We start from the raw sequence: 17,933 nt of genomic DNA, 5'->3' as shown, positions 1-17,933 counted from the left end.
CTACTCGTCGTGGAGGACGGTGATCTGGCCGTTCGCCTCGAGGAATAGGCATTTCATTTTATCTTGCGTGCAGTTGGCCTCGCGCAGCGCCTGGTCGACGTCGCCCTTGGCCACGTGGTTGCGGCGCATGGCGTCGTGGAACACCTTGCCGTCGCGCCCCAGCAGCACCGCCTCGCCGTCGATGATGGCGGCGATTTTCTCGCTGCGCGAGGTGGCGATCGCGATGCCGACATTGAGCACGATTAGCGTCAGCGCCAGGATCAGGGCGCCGGGGATCGAGTCGTCGCCGCCGGACAGCGACGACGATACCGCTTCGCTTAGCAGCATGACGACCAGCAGGTCGAACGGCGTGAACTGGCCCACCGTCCGCTTGCCGGAAAAGCGCATCATGACCAGCAAGGCGATATACACGATACTTGCGCGCAAGACGAATTCCCACCATGGCAATTCCATGTCGAACATGCTTTTCTCCAGTACCATCCATCCAGCGGTTTCATTGCATTATATGCAGCACGCCGCAGGCATGGCGCGCTGGTGCTGAGCCAAATCGTGGCGGCCGTGAGGCAACGCACACAGGGCGGGGCGCCGACCCCATAAGCTGTGAACATGCCCGATTGGATCGATTTCTTGCAGTGGCCAGCGATGGCGGTGACCGTGCTCGCCGCATGGCTGGTCGCGTCCACCCAACACACCCGACGCAAGGTCGGGTTTTGGTGTTTTCTCGCCAGCAATGTGCTGTGGGTGGTGTGGGGCCTGCACGACGACGCCTATGCCTTGATCGCGCTTCAACTGTGTCTGGTCGCGACCAATATCCGCGGCGCGTTCAAAAACGAAGACAAGCCCGCCGAAGAAAAATAAGCCGGTAAAAAATATCGCAACACGCGTTCGAGGTTGGTGTATTATTCAACTAATGCACCAATACATCAAACCCTGCGACCAGCGATGACCTCCCACTCCGCCAGCCTGTTTACGATCGCCGTCGGATCGTCCGATCCGATCTACCGGCAGTTGATCGAGCAAACGCGCCGCCTGGTCGCCGCCGGCGTGCTGGCCCCCGGCGACGTGCTGCCGTCGGTGCGCGACGTCGCGCTGGCGCTGGCCGTCAATCCGATGACCGTCTCCAAGGCCTACAACATGCTCGAAACCGAAGCCGTGCTGTCGCGCGCACGCGGCATCGGCATGCTGGTGGCCGAGCGCCCGGCGCAGGCGCACAGCCAGCGCGACCGCGAAAGCCTGTTGCGACCCACCTTGCAACGGGCGGCGGCCGAAGCCCGCCAGCTCGAACTGGATCCAGATGCCGTCCTCGCACTTTTTAAGAAAATCCTCAAGGAAGAACCATGAAATCATCCATCGTCGATGTCGCCGGCCTGCATAAATCTTTTGAGGGCCAGCAGGTGCTGCAGGGCGTGAACTGGTCGATCGAACCGGGCACGGTGATCGGCCTGCTGGGCCGCAACGGCGCCGGCAAATCGACCTTGCTGGCCTGTTTGCTCGGGCTGCGCGAGTCCGACGGCGGCGCCGTCACGCTGTTCGGCGAACAAGTGCCCGAGTTGAGCGACACGGTGCGCGCGAAAATCGGCTATGTGCCGCAGAAGTCGGACCTGTTCGAGTGGATGACGCCGGTGCAGATGCTCGACTACTTCAAGGCGATGTATCCGCGCTGGAACGCGGACAAGGTGGCGGGATTGATGCGGCGCTGGGGCCTGGACGGGGCGGCGGCGCGTCAGCAGATCGGCAAGCTGTCCGGCGGCGAGAAGCAGCGCCTGTCGATCATCCGCGCGCTGGCCCACGATCCCGAACTGCTGGTGCTCGACGAGCCGGTCGCCAGCCTCGATCCGGTCGGCCGCCGCGACTTCCTGCACGAGCTGGTGGACGACGTCATCGAACGCGATACGACGGTGATTTTCTCGACCCATATCCTGTCCGATCTGGAGCGGGTGGCGCTGGACGTGGCGTTTCTGCAGGGCGGGAAGATCACCTTGCAGGCGCCGCTCGACGAGCTGCTGGAAAGCGCGCACCGGATCACCGGCAGCGGCGCGGCCATGGCGGCGATGCGCTTCAGCGACGAGATCCGGCGCGTGCGGGACGGCGGCGACCGCGCTTGCGTGCTGGCGCGCCTGACCGGCGCCGAGGCGGCGGCGTTGAACGCCACTCCGGGATTGCGCGTCGAATCCCTCAGCCTCGAGGACCTGTTCGTCGAGGTGACCAAATGAACGCCGCTTATCGCGCACATCGCGGATATCGCGCCTACGCGCCGTTGTTCTATCAAATGTTCGGCCATGCCGGCAGCCGCCGCACGCTGCTGTGGATGAGTGGCCTGTCGGCGGTTATCGCCGTGCTGGGGGCGTGGTTGTCGGTCGCGGTCGAACGCGCGGCGGAGGGCGGCGCCGTGCTCTGTTGCTTGGCGGTGGTTCTGTTCCTGTGGATCTGGTCCAGCGTTTTCGTGAGCACCGCCATGCTCCAGAATCATCCGGCGAACGCCTGCCTGGTGCCGCATCTGCGGCGACGCCTGATCACGGCGTGCGTCGCGCTGTTTGTCGCCGCCAGCGTCGTGCTGGCGGCCACGGTCAGCGCGTTCTTCGGCCATTTCGGCTACGCGCTGGCGGGCGCCGGCTTGCTGATTCCTTATGTTCTGCTGGCGCAGCGCTTTCCGTATCTCGCCATGCTGCCCGTGTATGCCCCGCTGCTGTCGCAGTTGGTGCCGGTGGCCTGGAGCGACGGGCTGACAGCCTCGCTGGCGTCGATCGACGAATCCACGTTGTCGTTGCTCGGTATCGCCGCCGATATCGGCTTGTTGGCATGGGGTTTAAGCATCGCGCTGCCGCGCGGCGGCGACCGGCACTTCGCGATGAGCGAGCGTCGCACGTTGTGGCAGGCCGCCGGCAAGGACCCCGCGGCGCTGCGGGAGCTGCAGCGCCGCGGGGTGTGGCGTTGGGGCTACGCGCGCGTTCTGCGCCGCGATAGCCTGCGGGCCGGCGCGCCGGGGATCAAGATGCTGCATACGATGGGGACGGCCGTGAACGGCGGAAGCGCTATTGGCGGGGTGGTGGTTTGCGCGGTGGTCGGGGTGCTGGCGGCATTCTCGGGCATCTCGGATCGGAAGATCGTCGGGCCGTTGACCGTCTTCGACTTCGCCCAAGGCATGATGTTGATGTCGATTTCGTCGTACGCGATCGCGCTCCTGTCGGCGGCGGTCGCGCACAACGCCGAGCAGGGGCTGTACCGGCTGACGCCCGGGGCGCCGTCCGCGCGCGACTTGAACCGCGTGTTCGCCAAAACCGTTGTGCTGCGGTTTCTGAAGATTTGGCTGGTGGTGCTGGCGGGCCTGGTGGCGCTCGACTGCGCGCGGCGCGGCAGCCTGGAAGTGCGGGCTTATCCGCTGGCGCTGGCGTCGCTGACGCTGCCCTTTGTCTGCTTGCTGCTGCCGGATTATGCGCGTCTGCGCGCCGGCCCGCGCTGGGGTGTCGGCGTCGGCCTGCCGGTGGCGCTGATCCTTGGGTATCTGTTTTTCGCGGCGCTCGCCGCACGGCATCCCGGCTTCCCGTGGCTGGTGCCAGCGGGTCTCATCGCCGTCTGCTCGCTGTTGACGTTGTGGGTGAAGTGGACATCGATGATCAAATTGCCGCCGGCATTCCCCGCCGGCCGCCTGGCCGCCTGATGGCCGCCGGGCGGCGGACGCGCTATTTCGCGGGCGTCGCCAGCGGCTTGCCTTTTTCGACCACGAACACGCCCACCAGCTTGAGCGTGCCGGGTCCGGCGTTGACGGCGTCGTGGACGGTGCCGGCCGGGATGATGTACGACTCGCCGGCCTTGATGCGGCGCGGGTCCTCGCCGTCGACCACCAGATCCGCTTCGCCCTCCATCACATAGCCGATTTCATCGCCCGGGTGCGAGTGGCGCCCGGCGGTCGCGCCCTTGTCCAGCTCCACGCGGGCGACGACCGCCTCCCGGCCCGGCACCGAGACGTCGGCTTTTTGAATCACCGTGCGGCGGATGGCCGACGATTGCGCCAGCGCGGCCGCCGTCAAGGCGCTGGCGGCCAGCAGCAGCATCGGCGCGATGAAGCGCATCTTCGGAGTGGGGCGGGGGAACGGCGGCTGCATCATGGCGTATCCTTTCTGGGATGGATTGACCTCGGGGCGCGGGGAGCGCCGTTCGATTCTACGCCTGTCCACGCCGCCCCAGCCAATAGGCGTCGGCCACCGACCCGACCCAGCACAACAGGATCGCCAGCGAGGCGGCGTTGGTGGCCGGACTGTCGACGCCGGAGGCGTGGATGCGCGCGATGATGTCGATTGGATCGAGCGCCAGTTTGCCGCTGTTGATCTCGTCGACCAGGTTGTTGGCCAGCTCCAGCGTGGTGCGCAGCAGGAAGCCGATCGCCAGCAGCGCCGGCACGACGAACAGGCAGCCGCGCAGCGGCCGTTTCAACACCAGATGGCCGAGACCGGGGAAAATCAGCGCCGACACCAGGGCCGCCTTGGTAGTGGGTTTCATCATGCTTGCGTGGTTCCGTTCGTTGTGGCTGTTGTTTATTGGCAGGGCTGTCGCCACGTTGAGGCAACGCAAGATTGCGTAGGGGTACGAGGCGTAGATTACAGCATGTTACCTGCGGGGGAAAATCATGCGCGCCTTATTCGGAATCATCACATTGCTAAGCTGTTTATCGGTCAACGTCGCCGCCAACGCCGAACCCGGCGAGAAGGACGCCGTCGCGCTGGCCGAGCGCGGCGCCATGTTCATCAAAACCTACGGCAAGGCGGAAATGATCGCCCGCATCAACCGCAAGGACCCGCAGTTCAACCAGGGCGCGCTGTACCTGGCGATGCGCGACATGCGCGGCATCACCATCGCCCATCCCACCCACGCGTTGATCGGCAAGGACTTCCTCGACGTGCCCGACGCCGACGGCAAAGCCTTCCGCCACGAGATGGTGGCCGTGGCCCAGGGCAGCGGCAAAGGCTGGGTCGATTACAAATTCCGCAATCCCGCAACCGGCAAGGTCGCACCCAAGAGCACCTACGTGCTGCGGGTGGACGACGTGGCGCTGGAAGCGGGCATCTACAAACACTGACCGGTCAATGTCATGCTGAGCAAACTTCGTATAGGTCCCAAATTGTTGTTGGCCCCCGGTGTGGTGCTGATCCTGCTTGTTTGCCTGTCCGCCGGGGCCTACCTCGGCATGGTGCGGCAAAACGCCTCGCTCGAAAACATGGTGCAGCAGCGCGCGGTGCGCCTGAAGGCCACCGCCGACCTGGTGGCCGGCGCCAACCGCGCGCATACCGAGATCTACCAGCTGCTCACCTGGATCAACGCCAGCTTCGCGCCGGCGCGCATCGACGCGCTGGTGCGCGACATCCACACCCGGCACGCGGCGCTGGACCGCCAGTTCGCGCAGCTGGAAATGGTCACGCAATCGAGCGCCGCCGAGCGCCGCTTCGTGGTGCAGTCGCAGGCCGCGCACGCGCAGTACGTCAAGGCCGTCGCCGATGTGGTCGAGCTGGGAATGGCCGATCATTCGATGGCGGCCAACGCCATGTTCAAGGCCGAGCGGGCGTTCGACGTGGTGTCGCAGCGGCTCGAGGAGCTGTCGAAGCTCGAACAGTCGCTCAGCGAGCGCGCGTTTTCGGAGGCGGAATCGGAATTCACCAGCGTGTCGGTCTGGATGCCGATCATGGTAGCGATATCAATTGTTTTGTCGCTATTGGTGACGATGGCGGTGCGCAACGCCTTGCTGAAGGAGGTGCGCGAGATCGGCGCGGCGGCGATCGACCTGGCCGAGGGCAACCTGACGGTCAAGAACCGCGTCTACGGCCGCGACGAGATCTCCGAGACCTCGCGCGCGCTCGACACCAGCATCCGCAACCTGAACACCACGCTCAAGACGATCCTGGCGTCGGCCGAATCGATGGATACCGCTTCGCGTTCGGTGGTCCAGGGCAGCGTGGATCTGACGCAGCGGGCCGAAAAACAGGCCAGCTCCATGGGCGAGGCCAGCGGCGCGATGCGCGAGCTCACGTCCACGGTGGCGCAGACGGCCAACAACGCGCAGCTGGCCAACCAGCTGGTGCGCTGCGCCACCAACTTCGCGGTGCGCGGCGGCAGCGTGGTGCAGCGGCTGGTGGTGACGATGGCGTCGATACGCGGCAGCTCGCGCAAGGTGGTGGACATCGTCGGCGTCATCGACAGCCTGGCGTTCCAGACCAATCTGGTGGCCTTGAACGCGGCGGTGGAGGCGGCGCGCGCCGGCGCCCAGGGCGAGGCGTTCGCGCAGGTGGCCAGCGAGGTGCTGACATTGGCGCAGCGCTCGGCGACGGCGGCGCACGAGATCAAGGCCCTGATCGCCGAGTCGGTGGCGGAGATCGAGGGCGGCGCGCGCTCGGTCGAGGAGGCCGGCGACAGCATGTCGGAGATCGTGGCCTCGGTGCAGCAGGTCGGCGACATCATCGGCCAGATCAGCGAGGCCAGCGCCGAGCAGGCCGAGGGCTTGCAGGGCGCGCACATGGCGATCCTCGAGATGGACCAGGTGACGCAGCAGAATCTGGCGCTGGTGCGGCAGGCGGCGGCGGCGTCCACCGGTTTGCAGCGCCAGGCGCTCAACCTGTCGGAGGCGGTGGCGATGTTCAAGCTGGAAGAAGGGCAGGAGCCGAACGCCCCCCAGCAACCGGGCTCGCCGCGGGTGGTGCGCCTGCGGCTGGCGTCGATTAGGAACTGAACGCACCGAACGCACCGGGCGGCGACCGCTGCCCTGCTGGTCGCGCGCAGCCGCTTGGCCGATCGCGCCGCGCCCATCCGGCCGACGCGCTCGATCTTTTTTTACGCGCCCGTGCCGCGCCAGCGGTCGCCCGGGCGCTTCACGTAATGGTCGACAAAATACCGCCACGGCATGGCGATCGGTATCATCACCACCAGCAGGCAGGCGAACACGTTTTCCATCATGGCCTGGTCCATGTGCCCGGCGCGCCACGCCGGCAGCGCGACGATCGCCAGCCACAACGTTTTCCACAGCAGCTCCCACAGCAGCACCGGCAGCATTTGCAGCGGGTAGCGCACGCCGACGGCGCACAGCAACCCGAAAGCGGCCAGCATGCAGTTGACGAAACCCTGCATCAACTCCCACGGTTTGTCATGATGGACGATGCCCGGCCACACGACCATGCCCAAACCGACGGCGATGATCAGATAGACGGCCCGCAGCATGTACAGGCGTGTCAACGACACTTGATGCATGGTTCAGCTCCCCGGAGACAAAGAATATCTATCTTACAATGAAAAAAGCAGGCGTAACCGTGAGGCTTGCCTGCTTTTTTTGGGGAGGGGCGCGGCGTGCCGCGCCTTGCCGCCGTTTACTCGTAGTCGCTCATCGGCGCGCAGCCGCAGAACAGGTTGCGGTCGCCGTAGACGTTGTCGGCGCGGCCGACCGGCGGCCAGTACTTCTGCTTGCGCAGCGACGGCACCGGGTAGGCCGCCACTTCGCGGCTGTACTTGTGCTCCCACTTGTCGGCGGTCAGCACCTCGGCGGTGTGCGGCGCGAACTTCAACGGATTATCCAGCTTGTCGAATTCGCCGCTTTCCACTTTGGCGATCTCGCCACGGATGGCGATCATGGCGTCGATGAAGCGGTCCATCTCGGCCTTCGATTCGCTCTCGGTCGGCTCGATCATCAGGGTGCCCGGCACCGGGAAGCTCATGGTCGGCGCGTGGAAACCGAAGTCCATCAGGCGCTTGGCGACGTCCTCGTTGCTGATGCCGGTCGCGTCCTGCAGCTGGCGCAGGTCGATGATGCACTCGTGCGCCACCAGGCCGTCATGGCCGGAATACAGCACCGGGTAGTGCGGCGACAGGCGGCGCGCGATGTAGTTGGCGCTCAGGATCGCCGTCTCGGTGGCGGCGGTCAGGCCTTCGGCGCCCATCATCGCGATGTACATCCACGAAATTGGCAGGATGCTCGCCGAGCCGTACGGCGCTGCGCTGACCGAACCGATGCCGGCGTTGTCGCGGATATAACCGTTCGAACGCTGGTTCGGCAGGAACTTGGCCAGGTGCGCGCCGACGCCGATCGGGCCGACGCCGGGACCGCCGCCGCCGTGCGGAATGCAGAAGGTCTTGTGCAGATTCAGGTGCGAGACGTCGCCGCCGAACGCGCCCGGCGCGGCCACGCCGACCAGCGCGTTCATGTTGGCGCCGTCGATGTAGACCTGGCCGCCGTGGCCATGGACGATTTCGCACAGTTCCTGGATGCCTTCCTCGAACACGCCGTGGGTCGAAGGGTAGGTCACCATGACGGCGGCCAGGTTCTTCGAGTGCAGTTCGGCCTTGGCCTTCAAATCGGCCAGGTCGACGTTGCCGTTGGCGTCGCAGGCGGTGACCACCACCTGCATGCCGACCATGTTGGCCGACGCCGGGTTGGTGCCGTGCGCCGACGACGGAATCAGGCAGATGTTGCGATGGCCTTCGCCACGCGACTGGTGGTAGGCCTGGATCACCAGCAGGCCGGCGTACTCGCCCTGCGAACCGGCGTTCGGCTGCAGCGAGATGGCGGCGTAGCCGGTCACCGCGCACAGCATCTCTTCGAGCTGCGCGATCATTTCGCGGTAGCCGATGGTCTGGCTGTCCGGCGCGAACGGGTGGATGTTGGAGAACTCGGGCCAGGTCACCGGGATCATTTCGCTGGTGGCGTTGAGCTTCATGGTGCACGAACCGAGCGGTATCATGGTGCGGTCCAGCGCCAGATCCTTGTCCGCCAGGCTGCGCAGGTAGCGCAGCATTTCGGTTTCGGAGTGGTAGCGGTTGAAGACCGGGTGCGTCAGGTAGTCGCTCGAACGCGCCAGCGCCGCCGGGAACGATTCGGCGACCGCCGCTTCGACGCTGTCGAACGCCGGGCCGTGGGCCGGGCCGCCGACAGGGTGCGCGAACACGGTCCACAGCAGGGCGATATCTTCGCGCGTGGTGGTCTCGTCGAGCGAGACGCCGACGTGCGAGGCGTCGATCACGCGCAGGTTGACGCCGTGCGAGTGGGCCGACGCGTGCAGCTGTTCGGCGTTGGCGGTGGCGACGGTCAGCGTGTCGAAGAAGGTGTCGTTGGTGACGGTGTAGCCGAGCGTCTTCAGGTTGGCGGCCAGCACGCCGGTGTAGCGATGCACGCGCTGGGCGATCTGCAGCAGGCCTTTGGGACCGTGGTAGACGGCGTACATCGACGCCATCACCGCCAGCAGCACCTGCGCGGTGCAGATGTTGGAGGTGGCTTTTTCGCGGCGGATGTGCTGCTCGCGGGTTTGCAGCGCCAGGCGGTAGGCCTTGTTGCCCTGGGCGTCGATGGTGACGCCGACCAGGCGGCCGGACATGCTGCGTTTGAATTCGTCGCGGGTCGACAGGTAGCCGGCGTGCGGGCCGCCGAAGCCCAGCGGCACGCCGAAGCGCTGGCTGTTACCGACGACGACGTCCGCGCCCCATTCGCCCGGTGGCGTGAGCATGGTCAGCGCCAGCAGGTCGGCGGCGACGACGACCATCGCGCCCTTGGCCTTGACCGCCTCGACGCCGGCCTTGTAGTCGCGCACCACGCCGTTGACGCCGGGGTACTGCAGCAGCACGCCGAACGCTTCGCCGATGCCGGACAATTCGTCCGGGTGGAAGCCCTTGACTTCGATGCCCAGCGGCTTGGCGCGGGTCTCGACCACTTCGCGCGTTTGCGGCAGCACGTCGTCGGCGACGTAGAACACGTTCGACTTCGATTTGCCGACGCGCTGGATCAACGTCATCGCCTCGGCGGCGGCGGTGCCTTCGTCGAGCATCGAGGCGTTGGCGATGCCCATGCCGGTCAGGTCGGTGATGGTTTGCTGGAAGTTCAGGATCGCTTCCAGGCGGCCCTGCGAAATCTCCGGCTGGTACGGCGTGTACGCGGTGTACCAGGCCGGGTTTTCGAAAATGTTACGCAGCACCACCCCCGGGGTCAGCGTGTTGTAGTAGCCCTGGCCGATCATCGACTTCAGCACCTTGTTCTTGCCGGCGATTTTTTTCAGCTTGTTCAGCGCTTCCTGCTCCGGCATCGGCTGCGTGTACGCGCCCAGCGGCAGGGTGGCCTTGTTGCGGATGTTGGCAGGGACGATGGTGTCGATCAGGGCGGCGCGCGAGGCGTAGCCGAGGACATCCAGCATGGCTTGCTGTTCTGCGGCGTCAGGGCCGATATGGCGTGCGATGAAAGCGTCGCGGGCTTCGAGTTGGGTCAGGCTGGAGCGGGTCATGATTTGTCAGGGCCAAAAGAGATGCGAAGTGCCGGCGCGGCGCGCGGGCAAGGGAGGCGAAACGGGCGGGCAGGCAAACTGGCGCCGGGCCGGCGCCGGCCCGGGTCGAACCGTGGTTACGCTTCGGTGGTCTTGCCGTAAGCGGCGGCGTCGAGCAGGCCGTCGATCGCGCCGGCGTCGGCCGGTTTGATCTTGAACAGCCAGGCGGCGTAGGCGTCGGTGTTGATCGATTCCGGGGCGCTGGCCACGTCTTCATTGACGGCGATGACTTCGCCCGACACCGGCGCGTAGATGTCGCTGGCGGCCTTGACCGATTCGACCACGGCGGCGTCGTCGCCGGCGGTGTAGCTCTTGCCGACCTTCGGCAGTTCGACGAAGACGATGTCGCCCAGCGCGTCCTGCGCGTACTCGGTGATGCCGACGGTGACGGTGCCGTCAGACTCCGCGCGTACCCATTCGTGGGATTCGGTGTACTTCAGGTCTGCAGGAATATTCATGTAAGGCTCCAGAGGGTAGGGGGCGGGTTCGAACTACGATACTAAATCAATTTAAACAGCGAGGATTTTACCGTTGCGCACGAACGGCAGCTTGACCACCGACGCGGCCAGCTTCTTGTCGCGGATCTCGACGTGCACGGTGTCGCCGACGGCCACGCCGTTGGGCACGCGCGCCAATGCGATCGCCTGCTGCATGGTCGGGCTGAAGGTGCCGCTGGTGATCTCGCCGACGGCGTCGGTGCCGGCCACGATGACTTTCTGGTGGGCGCGCAGGACGCCGCCTTTTTCGCGCAGGATCAAGCCGACGAACTGGGCGTTCTGGCCCATCGCCCGCAGCGCCGCCTTGCCGATGAAGTCACGCTCGGACACCAGGTCGATGGTCCAGGCCAGGCCGGCGTCGAGCGGGTTGACGGTTTCGTCCATGTCCTGGCCGTACAGGTTCATGCCGGCTTCGAGGCGCAGCGTGTCGCGCGCGCCCAGGCCGGCAGGCCTGACGCCGGCGGCGGCCAGCGCGTTCCACAGCTTCTCGGCCTGGCCGGCGGCGACGCCGATTTCGAAGCCGTCCTCGCCGGTGTAGCCGGTGCGGGCGATCATCGCCTCGCCGAAGGCGGCGCTGTGCGCGAAGGCGACGTTGAACGGTTTCATGTCGGCGGTGCCGGCCTTCGATTCGGGGATCACTTCCCACACCTTGGCGCGGGCGTTCGGGCCTTGCACGGCGATCAGCGCCATGGCGCTGGAGACATCGCCGTCGCGGCGCTGGGTGATCGTCACGCCGCTGTTGGTGGCGGTGTTCTGCGCCTGCATCCACGCCACGTCTTTTTCGGCGGTGCCGGCGTTGACGACCAGGCGGAACCAGCTCTCGTCGATGAAGTAGACGATCAAGTCGTCGATGACGAAGCCCTGCGGGTTGAGCATGCACGAGTACAGCGCCTTGCCCGACACCTGCAGCTTGTCGACGTTGTTGGCCAGCAGGCCGCGCAGGAAGGCGCGCACGTTGGCGCCCTTGATGTCGACCACGCACATGTGGGCGACGTCGAACATGCCGACGTCGGTGCGCACGGCGTTGTGTTCTTCGATCTGCGATCCGTAGTTGACGGGCATGTCCCAACCGCCGAAATCGACCATCTTGGCGCCGGCGGCGCGGTGTGCGTTATTGAGTGGGGTGGCTTTGAGCGTCATAATTCCTCGGTCCATATCGAAAAGGGGTTAACAGAACATACAAGGAACGGCTAAAAAGCTGTTTCCACAATGATCGCAGACCCCTCTGTCCTTGGTACCTGAGAGATTACGGGCGAGTCGTGCGGCCGGACTCGATTCCCGTGCGCCCCTTCGGTGGGCCGCCGGCGTATGCCGCGACCGCTCTCCAGAGTTGGACCAGTTGGCATCCCGCCTTGATAGAACCTATCAAACAGCGGCCGCGTTGGTCCCTTGATCGGTCCTTTTGCCTGAGAGTTTTTGGGTAGTGCCCCTTCGGCGGCCGCGTTGGCGTATCCGCCCGCAACCCTCTCCCGATCAAGACTCGGGAATATATGTCAGAAGGGCCTGAATGTCAATCTTGCGGGCAAGGCGGAAGGGCCCGGTGGACGGGGGCGCGCACGAATGGAAGACAATTAAAACGCCGTATAAACAACTATTTGCTAGAATAAATCACACTTATTCGAGAGCCCACCCATGAGCCAAGATACAAATTCCTACGAGGGCCACGCGTGGTTCACGCTGTCAGGCGATGTCAACAGTGACATGGTGCGCCGAGTCTTCGACGCCGTTGCCGATATGACGGAGGACCGCATCACCACCGCCCACATCCTGATCCAGTCCAACGGCGGCTATGTCAGCGACGGCATCTGCCTGTACAACTACCTGAGCAAGCTGCCGATCAAGATCGTCACCTACAACGCCGGCGCCGTGGCGTCGATCGCGGTGATCCTGTTCCTGTCCGGCAAGGAACGTTATGCCAGCGATACGGCCCGTTTCATGGTGCACAAGTCGCACGCCAGCGCGCCGCACGGCGCCCGGCCGGACGCGCTGCGCATCATCGTCGAAGGCTTGCAGGCCGACGACGCCCGCACCGAGCAGATCCTGCGCGAACACGTGCAGCTGACCGAGGAGCACTGGCGTACGCACGCGTATTCCGACCTGCACCTGACGGCGGCCGAGGGTGTGGCGGTTGGGATGGTCAACGCGGTCAAGGATTTCGTGCCGCCGCGCGGACAGCGGGTGGCGAATATTTGATCGCGGACGCGGGCCGTATCCCGAGCGCGAATTGCAAGCTGGAAATGGAGCGGCGCCAGGGAGGCGCCGCCGATGCCGCTAATTATGGTGCAGCCTGATTAGCGGTTTTTGTTGCCCGTCTGCTTGTTGCCGTCATTTTTGTGGCTTTGCCGGCCGGCTTCCACATGTTGCTCATGGGTGCCGCCCTGGGTGCCGGAACGCGAGCCGCTGGAAGAACCCTGGTCGCCCGATTGCTTGCTGCTGCCTTGGTTGGAGCCCTGCTTGCTGCTGCCGCCTTTTTGATTCGAGTTCATTTTAATTCCTTTGTGAAAGTGAAAGAACGTACTCGCCATCAGCGCGCCGTGCTCGTCGAAAACCGGCTGGCACCGTGCGCGTTTTTGGTAGAGCAATGATGCGTTTTCGCTCAGGCACTTGCTATCGGAATGCGTCTTGGGGGGATGTAGGAACATGCCTCGCACTCGTCGTTAAAACTCTTCCCATTCCACTTCACTGCCGAGCTTGCCGGAGGCTTTTCCCAAGCCGCTGCTGGACGCGCGCCCGCTCGGGCGGACTTTGGCGCGCGCGCCGGCGTCCGGCTTGGCGCTGTCGGCCGGGCCGGTATTGCCGGCGGGTCGGCGTGGCGCGGCCTTGCGCTGGTGCGGCGGCGGCAGCGCCGCCTTGAGCCGCCCGCTGCGCAGCATGGCGGGGGCATACGCCGCAGCCTCGCCGTCCACCACCTGCGCCGCGCCCGTCATGCCGGCCGTGCCAGCGGTATTCAACGGGTCGGCGGCGCCGAACGGCGACGGCGCCGCGGCGCGCCGGGACGCGCCGTCGTGCACGGCGAAGGCGCCGATCGCCTCGTTCAGCTTGCCGGTTTCATCGCGCATCGACGACGCGGCCGCAGCAGCCTGCTCGACCAGCGCGGCGTTTTGCTGGGTCACCTGGTCCATCGCCGCGATCGCCTGATTGACCTGCTCCAGGCCGGCGGTCTGCTCGGCGCTGGCGTCGGCGATTTCTCCGATCAGCCCGGTTACCCGCTGGACGCTGCCCACCACCTCGTCCATCGTCAGGCGCGCCTGGTCGGCCAACTGGGTGCCGCGCACGACCTTGTCGACCGAGTCGTCGATCAGGCTTTTGATCTCTTTGGCGGCCGCCGCGCTGCGCTGGGCCAGGTTGCGCACTTCGGAGGCGACCACGGCGAAGCCACGGCCCTGCTCGCCGGCACGCGCCGCTTCGACCGCCGCGTTCAGGGCCAGGATATTGGTCTGGAAGGCGATGCCGTCGATGACGCCGATGATTTCGGCGATTTTCTTCGAACTGTCGTTGATTGAGGCCATCGTGCCGACCACCTGCTCGACATCGTTGCCGCCGCGCACCGCGACCGCCGACGCCGACACGGCCAGCTTGTTGGCCTGCACCGCGTGCTCGGCGTTTTGCTTGACCGTGGCCGTCAGCTGCTCCATCGACGACGCGGTTTCCTCAAGCGACGCGGCCTGTTGCTCGGTGCGGCTCGACAGGTCCTGGTTGCCCTCGGCGATTTCGGCCGACGCCTCGCCGATCGCCCGCGCGCCGCTTTGCACCTGGGCGATCATCGTCATCAGGCTGTCGTTCATGTGTTGCATCGCGCGCAGCAGCTTGCCCGTTTCGTTGCTCGATCCCGCGTCGATGTGGGTGCTCAGGTCGCCATCGGCGATGCGCTGCGCCACCCGCATCACCTGCTGCAACGGCGCCGAGATCGAGCGCGCCAGCCACAGCGCCAGCAGCACGCCGACGCCGATCGCCGCGCCGAGCGTGGCCAGGGTGGTCACGCGCGCCAGCGTGTACACATGGTCGGCGCCGCGCGCCGCTTGCTGGCTCCCGGACATGTTACTGGCCAATAATTTGTCGAGCTGGGCGTTGACCGCGTCCAGCGCCGGTTGCGACGAGCCCGTGAGCACGGCGACCGCCTCGTCCTTCTTGCCTTCGTTGGCCAGCGTCATCATTTTGCCGTGTTCGGCCAGGTAGGCGACGGCGATGCGTTGTAATTCGGTCGCCTCGGCCTTGATGTTTGCCTGGTTGACCGTCCTGTTGAGCCTGTCGGCATTGTCACGGAACGCCGATAGTGCGAGACTTAGTTTTTGCTCGGAACCGTCGATGCTGGCCTTGTCGCTGATGACAACGTGCTCGAGCTTGCGCAATTCCTGCAGATCGTTTTTGAGTGACAACACGGCAATGGTCTGCGGCAGCCAACTGCCCGACAATTGCGTCGATGCGTTGTTGATGTCGCCCATGCGCCCCAGTGAGTTGACGCCGAGCAGCACGGTCAGCATCAGCACGGTGGTGAAGGCGAGCAGCAGTTTGCTGGAGGTTTCCAGGCTATGCAGGAATTTCATGGGTATCCTTGGTAAGGGCGATCAATGAAGGCGACAAACGGACCAGTTAATGATGTTAAGCAAAGTCCAAGCTTGTTCATTGCGCCCCGTCAAAGCCGATGTTGGAACCGGGAAAGTGCGCGGACCGGCAAAAAAAGTCACGGATTCTTTCAAAGTAGATATTGCCATGTGGAAATACTGTGCAAGAATGAGATCTACGGATCGATAAGCGGGCGCGCCCACACCATGGCTGACACTTCGACAATTCCTGCGGCGCCAAAGAAGACGGTGTCGCCGCGGCATGGCGTGCTGGAGGACTTGATCGCGATTGCCGTCAAACACGCGGGCGATCAATATCTGGAGCTGGCCACCAAATTGGCCGGCGCCCTGATCGACGCCACCGACGGCGATACGCGCGCCATCCAGCAGCGCCTGCGGGCCGGAAATATGCTGCGCAACCGCCACTTCGCATTTTTGCATCTGGCGACGGAGTGCCTGGAAAAAGTGCTGCGCCACGAGATCGCCGAACTGGCGCCCGCGGTGAACGCCAAGCTCGGCGGCGGCCTGCCGATGGCGCTGGTGCCGTTCGAGGAAATGGATACCCGGGTGGCGCTCGGCGGCGTCAGCAAGCCGTTCGAATCGCTGTACTCGGACGCATTGCAGACGCTCAATGTGCGGCTGGCGTTTCTGTTGGACCGCGATATCTTGCGCGTGAGCCAGAACCCGTTTCGTCCGGAGGTGTTCCTGATGGCGTTGCAGCGCGCCTGGCTGGCGTTCGATCCCGAGCCGGAATCGGCGCCGTTGTTGCAACCACTGATCAAACCGGGCATGTTCATCGAGCTGGGTCCCATGTTCGAGGCGCTCAACCTGGCGTTGCAGAGCAAGGGCGTGCTGCCGGGCTCGGTGGATGGCTACCGGGGGCGCAAGGCCGACGCGGCGCCTGGCGCGGCGGGCGAGCGCGCGCGCGACAGCCAGGCCGCGCTGGCCCAGCAACTGCGGCAATTTTTCGCCTCCAGCGACGTGGCCGGTTCGGCAGCTGGCGAGCTCGTCGATGACATCGCCGGCGGCTTGCTGCACGGGGCCGGCGGTATCGATCTGCGTATTCCCGATCTGCCGCCGTCGGCGCTGTACGCGGATTCCGGACGGGTGCAAGGCGCGGCGCCGGGCCTGCAGTCGCGGCGCGTCGGTGATGAGCAAGCGCTGCGGCGGTCAGCGACCGGCGTCAGGCGGCCGCTGTTCGCCCATCTGGCGCAATTGCAGGCCACCACGCGGGCGGGCGTGGCCGGCGCGGGGGGCGCCGATGGCGAACCGGCGCCAGGCGACGCCGCGGCCACCCCGGCCAACGTGTTCTATCTGCCCAACATCAAGCAAAGCCTGCCGCAGGGCAGCCTGACCCGGGCCGACGAAAGCACCATCGATCTGCTAACGGCGATCTTCGACACGGTCTTCCGCGACCAGAACATCTCGCAGGAAATACGCGACCTGATCCGTTTCCTGCAAATTCCCGTGCTCAAGGCTGCGCTGGCCGACAAGAATTTCTTCTTCCAGGAGGAGCACCCGGCGCGCCGCATGATCGATCTGCTGTCGCGCATGGGATGGGAGCAGCGCAAGGGGCCGGAAGATCCGCTGTTCAAGGCGATGCAACGCAGCGTCGACCGCGTCGGCCGCGATGTCGACCAGGAGCTGTCGGTGTTCGCGCACGCCGTCAACGATCTGGAAGCATCGATCCAGGACGAGGAGCGCGCCGCCGCCGCAGCCATCGCCGAGCCGATCGCCGCCGCGCTCAAGCAGGAAAAGATGGCGGAATCGGCCAAGCTGGCGAAAAACGTCGTGGCCTTGCGCATCGGCACGGGCGAGGTCATTGCCGTGGTGGAAGCCTTCCTGGAGAAACGTTGGGTCTCCGTGCTGACGGTCGCCTATAGCGTCGAAGACGGCAAGCCGGGCGCCGTCAACAACGCCACCAGGGCCATGGACGAACTGATCTGGAGCGTGCGCCCCAAGCTGAACGCCGATGACCGCAAGCTGCTGATCGCCAAGTTGCCGGGCATGCTGGCGACGTTGAACCAGTGGCTCGACGTGATCAAGTGGCAGGACGCCGAGCGCCTGCAATTTTTCGCCGAGCTGGCCGAGTGCCACGCCTCGATCGTGCGCGCGCCGCTGGACTTGTCGCCGGAACGCCAGCTGGAAATATCGGTGCAGGTGGCGAAGCAGGCCGCCGAGCGGCGCCTCGAACTGCAGGCGAAAGCCGACGCGGCCGACAAAGCCGAGGCCGACGCGCGCGCGAGCCGCCCGGAGCTTGTCGCGGCGGAGCAGCAAGCCGCCGTCGAAGTGGAGGGTTTACGGCGCGGCATGTGGCTGGCGTTCGCGCAGCCGGACGGCGGATGGCGCAAGGTCAAGCTGGCGTGGATCAGTCCGCTGCGCACGCTGTACATCTTTTCCACGGCGGCGCGGCAGGAGGCTTTTTCGATGTCGGGCGAGCATTTGGCGCGGCAATTGCGGGAACGCACCGCCCAGGTGGCGCGCAACGACGGCGTCGTCTCGCACGCCTTGTCCGAAGCGCTGGCGCGGGGCGCCAGCGATGGGGCGGCCGCTGCGGCGCGGCCGCCGTCCGGTTTCGGCTTCGGCTAAGGCTA

General features: G+C 65.5%; 17 protein-coding genes and 2 riboswitches. Of the genes, 8 read left to right on the top strand and 9 right to left on the bottom strand.

Going from position 1 to position 17,933, the window contains the following annotated elements; translation table 11 throughout:
• A complete protein-coding gene (locus BMX85_RS01530) occupies window positions 1-462 on the bottom strand; it encodes a DUF421 domain-containing protein (protein ID WP_090315130.1) in 462 nt (153 codons plus the stop codon).
• Window positions 463-606: 144 nt separating this feature from the next.
• Between BMX85_RS01530 and BMX85_RS01525 the strand changes: the two genes are divergently transcribed.
• The 4 genes from BMX85_RS01525 (at window position 607) to BMX85_RS01510 (ending at window position 3,658) form a co-directional block, all read left to right on the top strand.
• Window positions 607-858, top strand: coding sequence for a hypothetical protein (locus BMX85_RS01525; protein WP_090313931.1), 252 nt, complete (start codon window positions 607-609; stop codon window positions 856-858).
• Window positions 859-942: 84 nt separating this feature from the next.
• Entirely contained in the window at window positions 943-1,341 is a 399-nt protein-coding gene (locus BMX85_RS01520) for a GntR family transcriptional regulator (protein WP_090313930.1), read from the top strand.
• Window positions 1,338-2,213: an ABC transporter ATP-binding protein gene (locus BMX85_RS01515; RefSeq protein ID WP_090313929.1), complete on the top strand. Its 876-nt coding sequence runs from the start codon at window positions 1,338-1,340 to the stop codon at window positions 2,211-2,213. Before BMX85_RS01520 ends, BMX85_RS01515 begins: the two co-directional genes overlap by 4 nt.
• Complete coding sequence (locus BMX85_RS01510) at window positions 2,210-3,658, top strand: hypothetical protein (protein ID WP_090313928.1); 1,449 nt, start codon at window positions 2,210-2,212, stop codon at window positions 3,656-3,658. The genes BMX85_RS01515 and BMX85_RS01510 overlap by 4 nt, the downstream gene beginning before the upstream one ends.
• 22 nt (window positions 3,659-3,680) lie before the next feature.
• Here the strand turns inward: BMX85_RS01510 and BMX85_RS01505 are convergent, their stop codons facing one another.
• Both BMX85_RS01505 and BMX85_RS01500 read right to left on the bottom strand, forming a co-directional pair.
• Window positions 3,681-4,070, bottom strand: a complete 390-nt coding sequence (locus BMX85_RS01505) for a cupin domain-containing protein (protein ID WP_090313927.1) — start codon at window positions 4,068-4,070, stop codon at window positions 3,681-3,683.
• Window positions 4,071-4,161: 91 nt separating this feature from the next.
• On the bottom strand, window positions 4,162-4,500 hold the full coding sequence (locus BMX85_RS01500; protein WP_229210234.1) for a DUF6677 family protein: 339 nt from the start codon (window positions 4,498-4,500) through the stop codon (window positions 4,162-4,164).
• A gap of 124 nt (window positions 4,501-4,624) precedes the next feature.
• Between BMX85_RS01500 and BMX85_RS01495 the strand changes: the two genes are divergently transcribed.
• Both BMX85_RS01495 and BMX85_RS01490 read left to right on the top strand, forming a co-directional pair.
• Window positions 4,625-5,074, top strand: a complete 450-nt coding sequence (locus BMX85_RS01495; RefSeq protein WP_090313926.1) for a cache domain-containing protein — start codon at window positions 4,625-4,627, stop codon at window positions 5,072-5,074.
• A gap of 12 nt (window positions 5,075-5,086) precedes the next feature.
• A complete protein-coding gene (locus tag BMX85_RS01490) occupies window positions 5,087-6,715 on the top strand; it encodes a methyl-accepting chemotaxis protein (protein ID WP_090313925.1) in 1,629 nt (542 codons plus the stop codon).
• A 101-nt stretch (window positions 6,716-6,816) separates the two neighbouring features.
• Here the strand turns inward: BMX85_RS01490 and BMX85_RS01485 are convergent, their stop codons facing one another.
• The 4 genes from BMX85_RS01485 to gcvT form a co-directional block, all read right to left on the bottom strand.
• On the bottom strand, window positions 6,817-7,230 hold the full coding sequence (locus BMX85_RS01485; protein ID WP_090313924.1) for a hypothetical protein: 414 nt from the start codon (window positions 7,228-7,230) through the stop codon (window positions 6,817-6,819).
• A 116-nt stretch (window positions 7,231-7,346) separates the two neighbouring features.
• A complete protein-coding gene (gcvP, locus tag BMX85_RS01480) occupies window positions 7,347-10,241 on the bottom strand; it encodes an aminomethyl-transferring glycine dehydrogenase (protein WP_090313923.1) in 2,895 nt (964 codons plus the stop codon).
• Between the two features lie 116 nt (window positions 10,242-10,357).
• Entirely contained in the window at window positions 10,358-10,738 is a 381-nt protein-coding gene (gcvH, locus tag BMX85_RS01475; protein ID WP_090313922.1) for a glycine cleavage system protein GcvH, read from the bottom strand.
• Window positions 10,739-10,789: 51 nt separating this feature from the next.
• A complete protein-coding gene (gcvT, locus tag BMX85_RS01470; RefSeq protein WP_090313921.1) occupies window positions 10,790-11,917 on the bottom strand; it encodes a glycine cleavage system aminomethyltransferase GcvT in 1,128 nt (375 codons plus the stop codon).
• Window positions 11,918-11,992: 75 nt separating this feature from the next.
• Window positions 11,993-12,115: riboswitch (glycine riboswitch) on the bottom strand.
• 46 nt (window positions 12,116-12,161) lie between these two features.
• Window positions 12,162-12,259, bottom strand: a riboswitch (glycine riboswitch).
• Window positions 12,260-12,409: 150 nt separating this feature from the next.
• Between gcvT and BMX85_RS01465 the strand changes: the two genes are divergently transcribed.
• Window positions 12,410-12,970 (top strand): ATP-dependent Clp protease proteolytic subunit, encoded by a 561-nt coding sequence (locus BMX85_RS01465; protein ID WP_090313920.1) that lies wholly within the window; start codon window positions 12,410-12,412, stop codon window positions 12,968-12,970.
• Between the two features lie 98 nt (window positions 12,971-13,068).
• On the opposite strand, the gene BMX85_RS30875 is transcribed toward BMX85_RS01465, so the two are convergent.
• The gene (locus BMX85_RS30875) at window positions 13,069-13,419 is read right to left on the bottom strand and encodes a hypothetical protein (RefSeq protein WP_229210232.1); all 351 of its coding nucleotides are present in this window, start codon (window positions 13,417-13,419) and stop codon (window positions 13,069-13,071) included.
• Window positions 13,420-13,434: 15 nt separating this feature from the next.
• Entirely contained in the window at window positions 13,435-15,321 is a 1,887-nt protein-coding gene (locus tag BMX85_RS01455; RefSeq protein ID WP_090313918.1) for a methyl-accepting chemotaxis protein, read from the bottom strand.
• Between the two features lie 225 nt (window positions 15,322-15,546).
• Between BMX85_RS01455 and BMX85_RS01450 the strand changes: the two genes are divergently transcribed.
• A complete protein-coding gene (locus BMX85_RS01450) occupies window positions 15,547-17,928 on the top strand; it encodes a DUF1631 family protein (RefSeq protein WP_090313917.1) in 2,382 nt (793 codons plus the stop codon).
• Window positions 17,929-17,933: the final 5 nt, after the last annotated feature.

The organism is Duganella sp. CF517, from assembly GCF_900110275.1.
GTDB lineage: Bacteria > Pseudomonadota > Gammaproteobacteria > Burkholderiales > Burkholderiaceae_D > Rugamonas.
This window is presented reverse-complemented; position numbering and strand designations above follow the sequence as displayed.

Coding starts and splice junctions, on each gene's coding strand:
- BMX85_RS01530 (WP_090315130.1), bottom strand. CDS start 462: ATGTTCGACATGGAATTGCCATGGTGGGAATTCGTCTTGCGCGCAAGT.
- BMX85_RS01525 (WP_090313931.1), top strand. CDS start 607: ATGCCCGATTGGATCGATTTCTTGCAGTGGCCAGCGATGGCGGTGACC.
- BMX85_RS01520 (WP_090313930.1), top strand. CDS start 943: ATGACCTCCCACTCCGCCAGCCTGTTTACGATCGCCGTCGGATCGTCC.
- BMX85_RS01515 (WP_090313929.1), top strand. CDS start 1,338: ATGAAATCATCCATCGTCGATGTCGCCGGCCTGCATAAATCTTTTGAG.
- BMX85_RS01510 (WP_090313928.1), top strand. CDS start 2,210: ATGAACGCCGCTTATCGCGCACATCGCGGATATCGCGCCTACGCGCCG.
- BMX85_RS01505 (WP_090313927.1), bottom strand. CDS start 4,070: ATGCGCTTCATCGCGCCGATGCTGCTGCTGGCCGCCAGCGCCTTGACG.
- BMX85_RS01500 (WP_229210234.1), bottom strand. CDS start 4,500: ATGATGAAACCCACTACCAAGGCGGCCCTGGTGTCGGCGCTGATTTTC.
- BMX85_RS01495 (WP_090313926.1), top strand. CDS start 4,625: ATGCGCGCCTTATTCGGAATCATCACATTGCTAAGCTGTTTATCGGTC.
- BMX85_RS01490 (WP_090313925.1), top strand. CDS start 5,087: ATGCTGAGCAAACTTCGTATAGGTCCCAAATTGTTGTTGGCCCCCGGT.
- BMX85_RS01485 (WP_090313924.1), bottom strand. CDS start 7,230: ATGCATCAAGTGTCGTTGACACGCCTGTACATGCTGCGGGCCGTCTAT.
- gcvP (WP_090313923.1), bottom strand. CDS start 10,241: ATGACCCGCTCCAGCCTGACCCAACTCGAAGCCCGCGACGCTTTCATC.
- gcvH (WP_090313922.1), bottom strand. CDS start 10,738: ATGAATATTCCTGCAGACCTGAAGTACACCGAATCCCACGAATGGGTA.
- gcvT (WP_090313921.1), bottom strand. CDS start 11,917: ATGACGCTCAAAGCCACCCCACTCAATAACGCACACCGCGCCGCCGGC.
- BMX85_RS01465 (WP_090313920.1), top strand. CDS start 12,410: ATGAGCCAAGATACAAATTCCTACGAGGGCCACGCGTGGTTCACGCTG.
- BMX85_RS30875 (WP_229210232.1), bottom strand. CDS start 13,419: ATGTTCCTACATCCCCCCAAGACGCATTCCGATAGCAAGTGCCTGAGC.
- BMX85_RS01455 (WP_090313918.1), bottom strand. CDS start 15,321: ATGAAATTCCTGCATAGCCTGGAAACCTCCAGCAAACTGCTGCTCGCC.
- BMX85_RS01450 (WP_090313917.1), top strand. CDS start 15,547: ATGGCTGACACTTCGACAATTCCTGCGGCGCCAAAGAAGACGGTGTCG.